We start from the raw sequence: 14,458 nt of genomic DNA, 5'->3' as shown, positions 1-14,458 counted from the left end.
ACAAGCACAGGAATGAGGGAGGCGGCGTAAAGGCGATATTCTTACCGAAGCATCGGCTTCGATCTTTACGTTGTATGCTGTGTCGTCACCATCACGCCAGAATGCTGCGATCGACGTCCGTAATCAGCCGCTTCCCGCAAAGCGCCATGCTGATATCCATTTCCTTGCGGATGATCTCGAGCGCCGTCGTCACGCCCTGCTTGCCATCCGCGCCGAGGCCGTAGAGGAACGGGCGGCCGATGTAGGTTCCCTTGGCGCCGAGTGCTACTGCCTTCAGCACGTCCTGGCCGGAGCGAATGCCGCCGTCCATATGTACCTCCACCCTGTCGCCAACGGCATCGACGATCCTCGGCAGCATGGCGATCGAGGAATGCGCGCCGTCGAGCTGGCGACCGCCGTGGTTGGAGACGATGATGGCGTCCGCGCCAGTATCGAGCGAGGCGCGCGCATCTTCCTCGTCAAGGATACCCTTGAGTATGAGCTTGCCGCCCCAACGCTCCTTGATCCATTCGACATCCTTCCACGACAGGCGCGGATCGAATTGCTCGGCCGTCCAGGAGGAGAGCGACGAGAGGTCGGAGACGTTCTTGGCGTGGCCGACGATATTGCCGAAGCTGCGGCGTTGCGTGCGCAGCATGTCGAGGCACCATCTTGGCCGTGTCGCCATCTGCCAGATGTGTTTCGGGGTGAATTTCGGCGGGGCGGAGAGGCCGTTGCGCAGGTCCTTGTGGCGCTGGCCGAGAATTTGCAGGTCGAGCGTCAGCACCAGCGCCGAGCATCCGGCGGCTTTGGCGCGATCGATGAGATTATTGACGAAGTCGCGATCCTTCATCACGTAAAGCTGGAACCAGAAAGGTTTGGAGGTGACGGAGGCGACATCCTCGATGGAGCATATGCTCATGGTGGAAAGCGTGAAAGGCACGCCGAATTCTTCCGCCGCTTTCGCCGCCAGCATCTCGCCATCGGCATGCTGCATGCCGGTTAGTCCAGTGGGGGAGAGCGCCACCGGCATCGAAACCTTCTGGCCGATCATTTCGGTGGCGAGCGACCGGTCGGTCATATCCACCAGCACACGCTGGCGTAGCTTTATCTTCGAAAAATCCTCCTCATTGGCCCGGTAGGTGCCTTCCGTCCAGGCGCCGCTATCGGCATAGTCGAAAAACATCTTCGGCACACGGCGCTGAGCCTGTTTCTTCAGGTCCGCTATGGTGAGGATTTTGCCCATGGAAAAAGCCTTCACATTTGAATGATGGCTTCACATAACATGGTAATCGCGTTTACGCGATGGCAATCGTCTTTGCAGCAGTGCTTTTTGCACTCGCAAATGGCTAGGAATTATGCTTGAAATATACTGTATTTCGATAATAATTCAGATGGTTTCTCAAGTAATAGCGTATTTTAATATGTTAAATTATTTACTCAGATTATTTAGCGCAGTTCTTATTTCGCCCGCGATTGTTTTCGCCGCCGAGTGCCCCTCCGGTAAAAATGATGGAGATGAGTTTGTTCTTGCCCACGGTCAGGTGCGCAGCGAATTCAGGCGATCCGGACCGATCGTCTTGGTGGAGAATGATTTTCAAGGCGCAGGCAAACAGAGGCTTTTTCTCTTTCGGGGGTTAATCGAGCTGGCGCGTTCGGGCGATGACGGCAATTACAGCCAGCACTTTACGTCAAATCTGGAAGCGTTCTGGCCTCTGAAAGTTGGCGCTCGACGCACTTTTGAATTTCTGCCGCTCGAAACTACCAAAATCGAGGATAAGTGGTCACTGACCCTTGCAGTTACGAAGCGGCGCGCCTTTCCGATTAAATTCTGCAATTATGAGGTGTTTTATGTGACCTACGACATTCGTAAAAACGGCAAAGAGGAAGAACGATGGACAGCGGTTTATTCGCCGGATCTGCGCGCCACGGTGGCGAAGATTTACGATGAGGGGACGGAAGACGAAGAAATTGTCGCCTATAATTTGATTGCGCCTCTGAAGCGGTGACGGTTCGACTGCGCTTGAATCAGCTCCAGAATGCTCGCAAAAACAGCTCAGCCCCAAGCAATAGCAGGCAGATTAGGAACCAGCGCCTGAATGTCGCGGGAGTGACGATGCGGCGGATATTCTGACCAAGCCACATGCCGAGAAGCGCTGGCAGGACGGCGAGTGCGGAAAGCGACATGTGCTCGACGCGGAAGGCGTCCTGAGAGGCAAGGCCGGCGGCAAGCGCAACGGTGGAAACGGTGAAGGACAGGCCAAGCGCCTGCACGAGATCGTCGCGGCTGAAGCCAAGCGACTGGATATAGGGCACGGCGGGGACCACGAAAATTCCGGTGCCGCCGGTCAGAAGGCCGGTCGCCAGCCCGACGGCCGGGGAGAGTTTCGGTTCCAGCCTTGCGGGAACGGCGAAGGGCTTTGCAAGAAGGCTGTAGGCTGCGTAAGCCGCGAGGCACAATCCGAGCGCCGAGGTGGTCCAGACGCCGGTGCCTGATGTCATCAGCCGGATGCCGAGAAGCGTGCCGACGGCAATGGCGATCATCATCGGCCATAGTCGCGAGACGATCGCCTTGAAATCGGGTCCGGCCAGCAATTGCCAGATATTGGTGATGAAGGAGGGCAGAATGAGCAGGCCAGCGGCAACGACCGGCGGCATGAAAAGGCCGAGAACGCCCATGGCAACGGTAGGCAGGCCCATGCCGGTGACGCCCTTGACGACGCCCGCGACGATGAATGTGACGACAATCATGAGCGTTGTGGTTGTCTCAAAATCCGGCACGGCGCACTCCAGAGGTCATTCGCATTTCGGCTGACTTGGGCTGTCAGGCGATCATATGAAGCGGGCGAGTGCGGCCTGTTTCTTTTCCCGGCGGGGAGAGAAAAACAGGCGACGCCCGCTCGTTTCAATATGTACTGATATAGATGAGGCCACGACCTGATGTTTCGGCCTAAACCGAACTATGCAAGCGCGCTTTTCATCGCCTTGCCGGTGACGTAGGTCTCGACGACTGTGCGGTCGTCGCCCATGGTCAGCATCAGGAACAGTTCTTCGGTCAGGCTTTTCACCACTTCCATCTTAAGCGCCATGGCGGGCGTGGAAGAGGCGTTGAGAACCGTGATGTCGGCATCCGTGCCGGCGTCCAGCGTGCCGATGCGGTCGACCATGGAAAGCGCTTCGGCATTACCGCGCGTCATCAGATACCAGCTTTCCAGCGGGTTCAAACGCTCGCCCAGCAATTGCTGGATCTTGTAGGCCTCATCCATGGTGCGCAGCATGGAATAGCTCGATCCGCCGCCGATATCGGTAGCAACCGCAATACGAACAGGCTTTTCGCGCCGTTGCAGCTTTTTCATCGGGAAGAGGCCGGAGCCGATGAAGAGGTTCGATGTGGGGCAATGCACGGCGACTGCACCGGTTTCCGACAGCACGTCCGCCTCACGTTCCGAGAGGTGGATGGCGTGGCCGAGCAGGGTCTTGTTGCCCATCAGGCCGTAACGCACATAGATGTCGGTGTAATCGGTCGCTTCCGGGTAAAGCTCGCAGGTATATTTGATCTCGTCCAGATTTTCGGAAAGATGCGTCTGGATGAAGAGATCGGGAAATTCCCGCGCCAGCGCCTGGGCTGCTTCCATCTGTTTCGGCGTGGAGGTGATGGCGAAGCGAGGCGTGATGGCGACGTGGTTGCGGCCCTTGCCGTGCCAGTCGGCGATGACGGCCCGGGTCTCGTCATAGGAGGTTTCCGGCGTGTCCAGCAGGCCCTGCGGGGCGTTGCGATCCATCATCACCTTGCCGCCCACCATCAGCATGCCGCGCTTCAGGGCCTCAGTGAAAAACGCATCGGCTGAGGTCTTGTGCACGGAGCAATAGGCGACAGCCGTGGTGGTGCCGTGGCGCAGAAGCTCATCGTAAAAATGTGTGGCGATGCGCTGGGCATGCACGCTTTCGACGAAACGGCATTCTTCCGGGAAAGTATAGGTATTCAGCCATTCCAGAAGGTTCGCGGCATAGGAGCCGATGACCTGCATCTGCGGGAAATGCAGGTGCATGTCGATCAAGCCCGGCACGATGAGATGAGGGCGGTGGTCCTTCTCCTCGATGTCATCAGGTGCCTGCTTGCGAATATCGGCATAGTCGCCAATGGCGGCGATCTTGCCGTTTTCGATAAGCAGGCCGCCATCCTCGATGTAGAGATAGCTTTGCGTATCGTCGATTGCGAGCGGCGCGCGGCGGAAGCTTAACAGGCGGCCACGCAGCAGAACCATGCTCATTCGGTTTTTTCCTTGGCGTCTTTGCCCGCAGAAACGGCGCTTTCATACCATGCGGTCAGCACTTTGCGCTCCTGCGGGGTGATGGCGGTGATGTTGCCGGGAGGCATGGCATGGCTGCGGCCGGCTTGCAAATAGATTTCGCGGGCGTGTGCGGCGATCTGCGCGTCGGTTTCGAGCTTCACCGATTTCGGCGTGAAGGGCACGCCTTCCCACACCGGCTCGGCGGCGTGGCACATGGAACAGCGGCCCTGAACGACATCACGGGCGCTCGCGAAATGGGCGTCGCTGACGAATTGCTGCTGCATCGGCGAAAGCGTTGCCGCCTTCTGTTCTTCTTCGCCAGTCAGCACCTTCGGCACGGTGGAAAGCCACATGATGACGATGAAGATGAGCGCGGTCAGCAGCCAGGTCCATGTCGGCTTGCCCTTGCGGGCATGGGTGGTGTTGAACCAGTGGCGAATGGTGACGCCCATCAGGAAGACAAGTGCTGCGATGATCCAGTTGAACTCGGTCGCAAAGGCCAGCGGATAATGGTTCGACAGCATGAAGAAGATGACGGGCAGCGTCAGGTAGTTGTTGTGCAATGAGCGCTGTTTGGCGATGCGGCCATATTTCGGGTCCGGCGTGCGCCCGGCGATCAGGTCGGCAACCACGATCTTCTGATTGGGAATGATGATGAAGAACACATTCGCCGACATGATGGTGGCGGTAAAAGCGCCGAGATGCAGGAAGGCGGCGCGGCCGGTGAAGACCTGCGTATAGCCCCACGCCATCGCCACCAGCGCGACGTAAAGCACCACCATCAGGCCCCAGGTGTTGTTGCCAAGCGGCGATTTGCAGAGGAAATCGTAAAACAGCCAGCCAACAGCAAGCGATGCCAGCGACAGACAGATGGCCTGGAACTGGGTGAGCGCCAGCACCGAATGGTCGATGAGGAAAAGGTCGGCGCCGCCGTAATAAACGATGCACAGCATGGCGAAGCCGGACAGCCAGGTGATGTAGCTTTCCCATTTGAACCATGTCAGGTGTTCGGGCATCTGGGCCGGGGCGACCAGATATTTCTGGATGTGGTAAAAGCCGCCGCCATGCACCTGCCACTCCTCGCCATAGGCCCCCGGCGGCAGATGCGGCCGTTTGACCAGCCCAAGATCGAGCGCGATGAAATAGAAGGACGAGCCGATCCAGGCGATGGCGGTGATGACGTGGAGCCAGCGGACGGCAAAGGCCATCCATTCCCACGCAATGGCATATTCGTACATTCGGTTCCCCTGATCCTTGTGCAGCGCACCTTGCGAGAAATTTGACCGTTAGGAAAGGGAAAAGCAAACACCGCACCATGATTGTTCACAATCCCGTACGCTCGTGTCCACAACTTTGGCGCAGGCGCGGCGACGCCCCGCTTCCGGCCCCGTCCAATCGTCAAGGAGCCGTTCTGCCGCTGAGTTTGTGCTTAGCTGGCTAACGCGACTCAGCTATTATCCGCTGAGCAGTCTGCTGATGTGCAAAACTATTGGGCTGCGGGGCCTTGGAGCGACCTGCGTCCGAAAGGACGCTTCGAAGGGCACTCTGACACATTTATGTTGCGCATGTTCTTTCCGGTTTTCGGTCAGAGGCGCAGGGCTTCAATGACATGTTTTTCGCTGGCGGTTCATTCCGAAAGCGGGTGCTGCGAACCCTGGGGGCGGGGGGCAGATCAGGGGCAGGTGTTGCAGTTCCCGGTGCCGTTGCGTCCGGGTATGCGTTGATGCTTGGATTTTGAATGAAGTGACGCAATGACCTTCCGGCAGCCGCCGTTGTTTTCAACGGAGACCGTGCCGATGCGCCTTGTTCTGACAGTTCTTTTCCTGCTGATGGCGTTTAACGCCACGGCGCTTGCGCATGAATCCCACAAGGGGTTCAAATATGAAAGCTACTGCTGCAATGGCGACGCCGAAACCGGCGATTGCCAGATGATCCCTACGCGAAGTGTTCGTGTCACGCAGGATGGTTACGAGGTCTCGCTTGCGCCCGGCGATCATCGTCTGGTGACGCGGCGCCATGTCTTCAGCTGGTCGCAGCGTGAGGCAAGACGATCCGAGGATGGAGAATATCATCTCTGTCTGTTCCCGGACGAGGACACGCCGCGCTGCTTTTATGCGCCTGATATGGGGTATTGAGATGTTTGCGGCCGGTTTTCGTCGATCCGCTTCAGTATCCAGTCGCGAAACAGCCTTATCTTGCGAATGTTCCTGCGGTTTTCAGGGTAGACGAGCCAGTAGTTCTTACCTTCGTTGCTGAGGTGCTCGAAGGGCTGATAAAGGCGGCCGAGGGCAATCTCGTCCGCATAAAGTTCAGGGGTGAGCATGGCTACCCCCTGGCTGGCAATTGCCGCTGCGGCTTCGAAAGCCTGCACGCTGAGGCGGCTGCGCGGATAACGGTCGAGGCCCGGATTTTCGATGCCGACTTCCCGGAACCATTGGCTCCACCAGATGTCACCCGGATCGATGATGCGCAGGCGCAGAAGATCCTCCGGCTTTTTCAATCCACCGATGCTTTCGGCAAGGTTCGGATGCAGCATCGGCGTGTAAACGCCCCGCAGCAACTGATGATAGATCAGTCCTTTGCCATCGTCGCTGCTCCAGCGGATGGCGACATCGCAATCGGACTGCGTAAAATCGATCAATGCGCTTGATGTGTCGAGCCGCACGGCGATCGAGGGATGTTCAAGCTGGAAAGCTCCCAGATGCCGCGAAAGCCAGCGCGATGCGAAGGTCGCGGTGGAGTGAATTGTCAGGGTGGTGTCAGAGGTGTCACGGACATTGTCGACGGCCTCCCGTAAAGTGTTGAAGGCTTCCGCAACTTTCGGCGCCAGTTTCTGCCCGGCCTCGGTCAGCACAACCTGCCGCGCCTTTCTGATGAACAGCGGCTCGCCAACATTCTCTTCCAGCAGTTTCACCTGATAGCTGACCGCCGTCTGCGTCATGCCCAGTTCCTCACCGGCCTTGGTGAAGCTGAGATGCCGGGCGGCGGCTTCGAACACGCGCAGGGCATTCAGGGGGAACTGGCGGGACATTTTCATGGATAAGTTCTCTTTATGCCAACTGCCAAAGGTTTCATTGGTTTTTATCCGGAAAACAGAGCATTTTTAGCTCAATTCATCAACTGAGCTTCTGACATTTTTTAAATGGAGACGAACATGCGCACAGCACTCTTGCGCGCGTGGTCCCGCCTGCGCGCGGGTCTGCGGACCGCGGAACGGTTTTCCCTTGAAAGCCTTCGACCGGATAATCTGGTAGATGAAAGCCTGCCCGACGGGATCAGGCGTGATCTTGGTCTTGAGGATGGCCGCGCTGATTTTCGGTGCGACGGGTTTCGGCAGCGGAAAATGCTTGCAGCAACTCGGCTGCCACAAGGGCCGCTATGACGGCGGGGCGCTTGTCCCTGACGCTACTTCCACCGATCGGCAGGATGAGTTTTTGAAGGCGGGTAGCGGGTTCTCCCTCCCGCTCCAGCCAATGGGCGAAGGTGGCGCGTTTGGTTTTTGAGCCGATCATGCCAACATAAGCGAGATCGTCGCGGGCAAGCGCTTCCTTTGCAATCAGGAAATCGAGTGCGTGATCGTGGGTAACGATGATCGCAGCGCCGTTTGCGGGAATTTTCGCGATCAGCGCTTCCGGCATGGGGGTCAGCACGGATACGACACCGGCTGAAAGATCGCGCAACTCGTTTTCACGGGTTTCCACCACGGTCAGTGTCAAAGGCAGAAGCGACAGAGCATCTGTCAGCGCCTTGCCGACATGGCCCGCCCCGAAAATGAAGACGGCCGGCTGCTGCTCGGTTTCAGCCTTAAGCCTTGCCTCGAGTGCTGCCGCGATGGCCGGCGTTACCAGCCGGAAGCGGAGCAAGGTGCGGCCGCCGCAGCATTGACCGATTTCGGGGCCGAGCGGAATATCCATGCCGTCTTCGGTCGTACCGTTCTTCAACATGGCACGGGCATGGTCTATCGCCATATATTCGAACTGCCCGCCGCCGATGGTCTCCCACAGCGCCTTCCGGCTTACCAGCATGAAGGTTCCAGCCTCGCGCGGCGATGACCCTTTCACGGCCTCGATTTCCACGAGGATTGCAGGTCCGGAGCTGGCGAGGAAGCGGGAGAGGGACGTCATTATGTCTCCCCTCACACCTTCTTCAACCGTTCCACCGCCATCAGCACCCGCTCGGGCGTTGCCGGCGCATCGAGGCGTGGGCAGACCTTGTAGTCGGCGATGGACGCGACGGCCATGGAGAGTGCTTCGAGAACCGAGATCGCCAGCATGAAAGGCGGTTCGCCCACGGCCTTGGAGCGGCCGATGGTGGGCTCGGCGTTTTCCGACCATTCCGCCAGTTGAACGTTGAAAATCTTCGGCCGGTCGGAGGCAAGCGGGATCTTGTAGGTGGAGGGAGCGTGGGTGCGCAGCCGCCCCTTGCCGTCCCACCATAATTCCTCCGTCGTCAGCCAGCCCATGCCCTGCACGAAGGCGCCTTCCACCTGGCCGATATCGATGGCCGGGTTTAGCGACTTGCCGACATCGTGGAGAATATCGGTGCGGTCCATCATGTATTCGCCGGTCAGTGTATCGATCGACACTTCCGAACAGGCCGCGCCATAGGCGAAATAATAAAACGGCGTGCCGCGGCCTGCGGCGCGATCCCAATGGATTTTCGGCGTCTTGTAAAAACCGGCGGCGGAAAGCTGGACGCGGGCGAAATAGGCTCGTTTGATGAAATCGTTGAAGGCAATTTCCTCAAGCCCGATGCGCACCCGGTTTGGCAGGAAGACAACCTCTTCTTCCGGCACGTTCCAGTTCTCGGCAGCGAATTTGATAAGCCTTTCACGGATCTGGCGGGCAGCGTCATAGGCCGCCATGCCATTGAGGTCCGTACCGGACGAGGCGGCCGTGGCCGACGTATTGGGCACCTTGCCCGTGGTCGTGGCGGTGATTTTCACCCGGCCAATATCCACCTGGAAGGCATCGGCCACCACCTGCGCCACCTTGGTGTAGAGGCCCTGGCCCATTTCGGTGCCGCCATGGTTCAGGTGGATCGAACCGTCATTATAGATATGCACCAGCGCGCCCGCCTGATTGAAGGCGGTCATGGTGAAGGAGATGCCGAATTTTACCGGGGTGAGCGCAATGCCCTTGCGGATGATCGGCCTGGTCTTGTTGAACTCGACAATTGCCTGCCTGCGCGCGCGGTATTCGCTGGATGCTTCCAGTTCCTCGACGACGCGGGCGATGATGTTGTCCTCGACCTCCTGATGATAGGGCGTCGTGGTGCGGCCGGAACCGGTCTCGCCATAGAAATTGAGCTTGCGGACATCGAGTGGGTCCTTGCCGACAGCATAGGCGATTTCCTCGATGAAACGCTCAGCCCCGAGCATGCCCTGCGGGCCGCCGAAACCGCGAAAGGCGGTGTTGGAGACGGTATGGGTTTTGAGCGGCCGGGAGGTCAGATGCACATGCGGATAGAAATAGCTGGAATCGGCGTGAAACAGCGCGCGGTCGGTGACCGGGCCGGAAAGGTCAGAGGAAAAACCGCAGCGGGCGGCATAGGTGGCGTCAACGGCGTGGATGCGGCCTTCCTCATCAAAGCCGAGCTCGTAATCAACGCGGAAATCGTGGCGTTTGCCGGTGGCGGTCATGTCCTCGTCGCGGTCGGGGCGAATTTTCACGGCCCGGTTCAGCTTCTTGGCGGCGATGGCGCAGAGTGCGGCGAACTGGTTGCCTTGCGTTTCCTTGCCGCCGAAACCGCCGCCCATGCGCCGCACCTGCACCGTGACGGCATTGGATGGCACCTGAAGGATGTGGCTGACAATGTGCTGGATTTCGCTCGGATGCTGGGTGGAGCTCCACAGCGTCACCTCATCGTCCTCGCCCGGCACGGCCATGGCGATGTGGCTTTCAAGATAAAAATGCTCCTGCCCGCCGATCCGCATCGTGCCGGTCAGGCGGCGGGGTGCCACGTCCATTTCGAGCTTCGCATCGCCACGCTTCAGCGTCATCGGATCGATGACGAGCGCACCGCCGTTTTCAATCGCCGTGTCGATATCGGTGAAATGCGGCAGGTCCTTGTAGACGATTTTCGCCTTGCGGGCGGCCTTGCGGGCAATATCGCGGCTTTCAGCGAAGACCGCGAAGATCGGCTGGCCGTGAAATTCAACCTTCGTTTCGGCCAGCAGCGGCTCGTCATGACGCCCGCCGGAGGAGACGTCGTTTTCGCCGGGCACGTCTTTGCCTGTCATCACCCATAACACGCCCGGCGCAGCTTCCACTTCCGAAAGGTCCAACGAGACGATTTCGGCATGGGCCCGGTCGGAAAGGCCAAGCGCACCGTGAACGAGGCCGGCGGGTTCGGGAATATCGTCGATATATTCGGCGCTGCCCGTCACATGTTTATGGGCAGAATCGTGCCTGAGCGAGGCGTGTACAGGACCGTCGATTTCGGTCTTGGTCTTATCGAAGCTTGTCGTGTCCATGGTTCAAGCCTCCTCCAGCGAGAAGCGGGCAAGTTCCTGCTTTTCCCCTGATGTCTCGAGGAAAAACCGTGTCAGCAAATTCTTGGCTGTGAGTTGCCGATATTCGGCGGTCGCGCGCCAGTCGGTCAGCGGGGTGAAATCATCGTCCAGCGCATCACGCGCCGCATCGATCGTTTCCTGAGACCAGGGCTTGCCGAGAAGTGCTGCCTCCAGATGCGCGGCGCGTTTCGGCGTGCCGGCCATGCCGCCAAAGGCGACGCGGATGTCTTCAACCGTGCCGTCGGCCTCGAGCGTCAGATGGAAGGCGGCGCAGAGAGCGGAGATATCCTCGTCGCGCCGCTTTGAAATCTTGTAGACGGCATAGTGGCTTTCGGGTTTCTGGAACGGAATGAACAGCTTTTCGACGAATTCGCTGCTCAGCCGGTCCTGTTTGCCATAGTCGATGAAGTAGCTTTCCAGCGGCAAGGTGCGGCTGCCGGAAGACGAGCGCAAGGTGAGCGTGGCGCCGAGCGCGATCAGGGCCGGGGGCGTGTCGCCGATGGGCGAACCGTTGGCGATGTTGCCGCCGATGGTTCCCATATTGCGCACCTGTTCGCCGCCAAGACGATCGAACAGCCGGGCAAGCGGCGGGAAATGTTCTGCAATGGTCTTGAAGGCCTGGCTGTAGGTGACACCGGCACCGAGCGTCACGCCGTTCTCATCCACGGCAATACCCTGCAGATCGCCGAGGTTGTTGATGAAGATGACAGGGTTAAGCGCCCGCATCTGCTTTGTCACCCACAGGCCGACATCGGTGGAACCGGCAACGATGGTAGCCTTCGGCTCGGCGGCATAGATATCGGTCAATTCAGCAAGCGTTGCCGGGATGATGGTCCGATCTTCGCCGCGGGTGACCGTAATGGTCTCATTGGCGCGGATCGCCCAGAGCCTTGCCATGATATCGGTGCGGTCGCGTTGCAGCGGGTCGAACAGCGCACTCGGGCGGGCGGCTGCAATCTTTTCGGCAGCCCGCACAATCGGCTCGTAACCCGTGCATCGACAGAGATTGCCTTGCAGCGCCTTTTCAATATCGGCGCGGGACGGGTTTTCGCTGGCAAGCCACAGGCCGTAAAGCGACATGATGAAGCCCGGCGTGCAGAAACCGCATTGGGAACCGTGGAAATCCACCATTGCCTGCTGCACGGGGTGAAGCGTGCCATCGCGGCCGGCCAGATGCTCTACCGTCACGATATGGGTTGCATGCAGCGAGCCCAAAAAGCGGATGCAGGCATTGACGCTTTCATAGCGCAGCGAGCCATCAACAAGCCGCCCGACCAACACCGTGCAGGCGCCGCAGTCACCTTCAGCACAGCCTTCTTTCGTCCCGGTCAGCCGTCTTTGAAGGCGGAGATAATCGAGAAGCGTGTCTGTTGGTCCGAAACCCTTAAGCGAAATGGTTTCGCTGTTGAGGATGAAGCTGATCGCGTCGTTCATGCACTGCCTTGCTTTTTGTCCGGTTGAGCCGGTTCCCAATCTGCTATCTATGCACGCCCGCGCGCGCATATCGATTTCCGTTTTGGCAATTCATTGTTTCCAAAACGGAAAGAGATGTCATCGATTATTGCGCTGTCCAGCCGCCATCGACGGAAATATGCGTGCCGGTAATGTTGCTGGCGGCATCGCTTGCCAGAAACAGCGCCGCTGCCGCCACGTCATCGATGGTGACGAATTGCTTTGTCGCCTGCAATTCCAGCATCACGTCGTTCTTCACCGCCTCTTCGCTGATTCCGCGCACCTTGGCCATTTCCGGTATCTGCTTTTCGACGAGCGGCGTCAGCACATAACCGGGACAGATGGCGTTGACGGTGACGCCCGTCTGCGCAAGCTCGAGCGCCGCCGTCTTCGTCAGGCCCATGATGCCGTGCTTGGCTGCCACATAGGCCGATTTGAACGGCGAGGCGACGAGACCGTGGGCAGAGGCAATGTTGATGATACGGCCTTTGCCGGCCTTCTTCATCAGCGGTATCGCAACGCGCATCGTATGGAAGGAACTGGTCAGATTGATGGCGATGATCCAGTCCCACTTTTCCGTCGGAAACTCCTCGATCGGAGCGATGTGCTGAATGCCGGCATTGTTGACGAGCACATCGACCGAACCAAGCTTTTCATGCGCGGAATTGATGAGATCGGCAATCTCGTCCGGTTTCGTCATATCTGCCGGGTGGTAGAGCACACGCCCGCCACTTTCGGCTTCCAGCAGGAGGCGGAGTTTTTCAATTTCGTCTTCGTCGCCGAAGCCATTCAGCACGATATTCGCGCCCTCCCTCGCAAATCTCTGTGCGATGCCAAGGCCGATGCCACTTGTGGAGCCTGTCACGATAACTGTCCGATGCATGCTTTCCCCTTTTTGCATTACTTCGCACATATTTAAGCAGGTTATGCCCAAAGGGGGCGGGCTGGCAATCGCGATTTCGGGCGCGATTTCGGGGGAGGCCGGCACGGGGCATAATGCCCCAGCGCCCATCCACTTTTTCGAAGCTAAGCATCCAGATTTTACGCCAGATTTTGCATTTGTCTGAAGGGCCGTCCGTGCCTATCTCTCAGACAATCAAACAGAGGTATCGTCTATGGAACTCGGTCTTTACACTTTTGCGGATGTCAATCCCAACCCCGCCGATGGCCGTGGGCCGGAAGGTGCGCGCCGGCTGCGCGAACTGCTTGAGGAAATCGAGCTTGCCGATCAGGTCGGTCTGGATGTGTTTGGGCTGGGTGAACATCACCGCCCGGACTATGTCGCGTCCTCACCCTCCACCGTGCTCGCGGCGGCGGCGGTGAAGACGAAGAATATCCGCCTGACGAGCGCTGTCTCGGTTCTGAGTTCGGATGATCCGGTCCGGGTCTTCCAGCAATTCTCCACCGTCGATCTCCTGTCGAACGGCCGTGCCGAAATCATGGCCGGGCGCGGTTCCTTCATCGAATCCTACCCCCTGTTCGGTTACGACCTCGAAGACTATGACGTGCTGTTTGCGGAAAAGCTCGACCTGCTCTTGGCGCTGCGCGAGAACGAAATCGTCACCTGGTCCGGCACCAAGCACCCCGCCATCAATGGGCGCGGGGTCTATCCGCGTCCTCTTCAGGAGCGTCTGCCGGTCTGGATCGCGGTTGGCGGCACGCCGCAATCGGTGGCGCGGGCCGGCGCCATGGGGTTGCCGGTGGCGCTTGCCATCATCGGCGGCGAATATCGCCGCTTCGCGCCGCTGTTCGATCTCTATCACGAAGCTGCACGCCGGGCGGGGCAGGAAAAGACCAGGCTGCGCACCAGCATCAACGTGCACGGCTTCATTGCCGACACCACCGACAAGGCAGCGGACCAGTTTTACGGACCGCAGGCAGAGGTGATGAATCGCATCGGCCGCGAGCGCGGCTGGGGTCCGACAAACCGCGCGCATTTCGATGCGGCGCGTGGGCCGGAGGGCAACCTCTTCCTTGGCGAACCTGAGCTGGTGGCGGAAAAGATCATCAAGGCGCATGGCGTTTTCAAGAACGACCGTTTCCTGTTGCAGATGGCAATCGGCCTGATGCCGCATGACCAGATCATGCGCGGCATCGAGCTTTATGGTACGAAAGTCGCGCCTGTTGTCAGAAAAGAATTGACGGGGAGTGCCGATCCGGTGAAAGCCACGGCCTGATTATTACCAAGGCGGGCGTCTTCAGACCCGCCATTTAGAACGAC

General features: G+C 58.9%; 12 protein-coding genes. 3 read left to right on the top strand and 9 right to left on the bottom strand.

Annotated features, from left to right (window positions below):
* Positions 1 to 91: 91 nt before the first annotated feature.
* Positions 92 to 1,225: an alpha-hydroxy acid oxidase gene (locus AC5SEO_RS11620; RefSeq protein ID WP_003513664.1), complete on the bottom strand. Its 1,134-nt coding sequence runs from the start codon at positions 1,223 to 1,225 to the stop codon at positions 92 to 94.
* A 148-nt stretch (positions 1,226 to 1,373) separates the two neighbouring features.
* Here AC5SEO_RS11620 and AC5SEO_RS11615 point away from each other — a divergent pair, with 148 nt between their 5' ends.
* A complete protein-coding gene (locus AC5SEO_RS11615; RefSeq protein WP_236771234.1) occupies positions 1,374 to 1,988 on the top strand; it encodes a hypothetical protein in 615 nt (204 codons plus the stop codon).
* Between the two features lie 19 nt (positions 1,989 to 2,007).
* On the opposite strand, the gene AC5SEO_RS11610 is transcribed toward AC5SEO_RS11615, so the two are convergent.
* The 3 genes from AC5SEO_RS11610 to puuD all read right to left on the bottom strand — a co-directional run bounded on the left by AC5SEO_RS11610 (position 2,008) and on the right by puuD (position 5,509).
* Entirely contained in the window at positions 2,008 to 2,730 is a 723-nt protein-coding gene (locus AC5SEO_RS11610; RefSeq protein WP_174068637.1) for a sulfite exporter TauE/SafE family protein, read from the bottom strand.
* A 209-nt stretch (positions 2,731 to 2,939) separates the two neighbouring features.
* Entirely contained in the window at positions 2,940 to 4,250 is a 1,311-nt protein-coding gene (gene guaD / locus AC5SEO_RS11605; RefSeq protein WP_003513659.1) for a guanine deaminase, read from the bottom strand.
* The gene (puuD, locus tag AC5SEO_RS11600; protein WP_003513658.1) at positions 4,247 to 5,509 is read right to left on the bottom strand and encodes a urate hydroxylase PuuD; all 1,263 of its coding nucleotides are present in this window, start codon (positions 5,507 to 5,509) and stop codon (positions 4,247 to 4,249) included. The genes guaD and puuD overlap by 4 nt, the downstream gene beginning before the upstream one ends.
* Positions 5,510 to 6,067: 558 nt before the next feature.
* Here puuD and AC5SEO_RS11595 point away from each other — a divergent pair.
* Positions 6,068 to 6,406, top strand: coding sequence for a hypothetical protein (locus tag AC5SEO_RS11595; protein ID WP_003513656.1), 339 nt, complete (start codon positions 6,068 to 6,070; stop codon positions 6,404 to 6,406).
* Here AC5SEO_RS11595 and AC5SEO_RS11590 read toward each other — a convergent pair.
* The 5 genes from AC5SEO_RS11590 to AC5SEO_RS11570 all read right to left on the bottom strand — a co-directional run bounded on the left by AC5SEO_RS11590 (position 6,382) and on the right by AC5SEO_RS11570 (position 13,120).
* Positions 6,382 to 7,308, bottom strand: a complete 927-nt coding sequence (locus AC5SEO_RS11590) for a LysR substrate-binding domain-containing protein (protein ID WP_003513655.1) — start codon at positions 7,306 to 7,308, stop codon at positions 6,382 to 6,384. The two genes, AC5SEO_RS11595 and AC5SEO_RS11590, sit on opposite strands and share 25 nt — an antisense overlap.
* A 238-nt stretch (positions 7,309 to 7,546) precedes the next feature.
* Positions 7,547 to 8,395 carry a xanthine dehydrogenase accessory protein XdhC gene (gene xdhC, locus AC5SEO_RS11585; RefSeq protein ID WP_174061019.1) on the bottom strand — a complete coding sequence of 283 codons (849 nt, stop codon included), beginning with the start codon at positions 8,393 to 8,395 and terminating at the stop codon, positions 7,547 to 7,549.
* 11 nt (positions 8,396 to 8,406) lie between these two features.
* Positions 8,407 to 10,746, bottom strand: a complete 2,340-nt coding sequence (gene xdhB / locus AC5SEO_RS11580) for a xanthine dehydrogenase molybdopterin binding subunit (RefSeq protein ID WP_174068569.1) — start codon at positions 10,744 to 10,746, stop codon at positions 8,407 to 8,409.
* Between the two features lie 3 nt (positions 10,747 to 10,749).
* On the bottom strand, positions 10,750 to 12,219 hold the full coding sequence (gene xdhA, locus AC5SEO_RS11575) for a xanthine dehydrogenase small subunit (protein ID WP_174068568.1): 1,470 nt from the start codon (positions 12,217 to 12,219) through the stop codon (positions 10,750 to 10,752).
* A gap of 124 nt (positions 12,220 to 12,343) precedes the next feature.
* Positions 12,344 to 13,120 (bottom strand): 3-hydroxybutyrate dehydrogenase, encoded by a 777-nt coding sequence (locus tag AC5SEO_RS11570; protein WP_025594214.1) that lies wholly within the window; start codon positions 13,118 to 13,120, stop codon positions 12,344 to 12,346.
* 232 nt (positions 13,121 to 13,352) lie between these two features.
* Between AC5SEO_RS11570 and AC5SEO_RS11565 the strand changes: the two genes are divergently transcribed.
* Positions 13,353 to 14,414, top strand: coding sequence for an LLM class flavin-dependent oxidoreductase (locus AC5SEO_RS11565; protein WP_003513642.1), 1,062 nt, complete (start codon positions 13,353 to 13,355; stop codon positions 14,412 to 14,414).
* The last annotated feature ends 44 nt before the right edge of the window (positions 14,415 to 14,458 follow it).

Source organism: Agrobacterium sp. K11, assembly GCF_059429395.1.
Note: the sequence above shows the minus strand (reverse complement) of the source record. Positions and strands in the feature narration are given on the sequence as shown.

Bases quoted from the DNA above. Each gene is read 5' to 3' on its own strand.
- AC5SEO_RS11615 (WP_236771234.1), top strand. From the start codon at position 1,374: ATGGTTTCTCAAGTAATAGCGTATTTTAATATGTTAAATTATTTACTC.
- AC5SEO_RS11590 (WP_003513655.1), bottom strand. From the start codon at position 7,308: ATGAAAATGTCCCGCCAGTTCCCCCTGAATGCCCTGCGCGTGTTCGAA.
- AC5SEO_RS11620 (WP_003513664.1), bottom strand. From the start codon at position 1,225: ATGGGCAAAATCCTCACCATAGCGGACCTGAAGAAACAGGCTCAGCGC.
- AC5SEO_RS11565 (WP_003513642.1), top strand. From the start codon at position 13,353: ATGGAACTCGGTCTTTACACTTTTGCGGATGTCAATCCCAACCCCGCC.
- guaD (WP_003513659.1), bottom strand. From the start codon at position 4,250: ATGAGCATGGTTCTGCTGCGTGGCCGCCTGTTAAGCTTCCGCCGCGCG.
- AC5SEO_RS11610 (WP_174068637.1), bottom strand. From the start codon at position 2,730: ATGATTGTCGTCACATTCATCGTCGCGGGCGTCGTCAAGGGCGTCACC.
- puuD (WP_003513658.1), bottom strand. From the start codon at position 5,509: ATGTACGAATATGCCATTGCGTGGGAATGGATGGCCTTTGCCGTCCGC.
- AC5SEO_RS11570 (WP_025594214.1), bottom strand. From the start codon at position 13,120: ATGCATCGGACAGTTATCGTGACAGGCTCCACAAGTGGCATCGGCCTT.
- xdhA (WP_174068568.1), bottom strand. From the start codon at position 12,219: ATGAACGACGCGATCAGCTTCATCCTCAACAGCGAAACCATTTCGCTT.
- xdhC (WP_174061019.1), bottom strand. From the start codon at position 8,395: ATGACGTCCCTCTCCCGCTTCCTCGCCAGCTCCGGACCTGCAATCCTC.
- AC5SEO_RS11595 (WP_003513656.1), top strand. From the start codon at position 6,068: ATGCGCCTTGTTCTGACAGTTCTTTTCCTGCTGATGGCGTTTAACGCC.
- xdhB (WP_174068569.1), bottom strand. From the start codon at position 10,746: ATGGACACGACAAGCTTCGATAAGACCAAGACCGAAATCGACGGTCCT.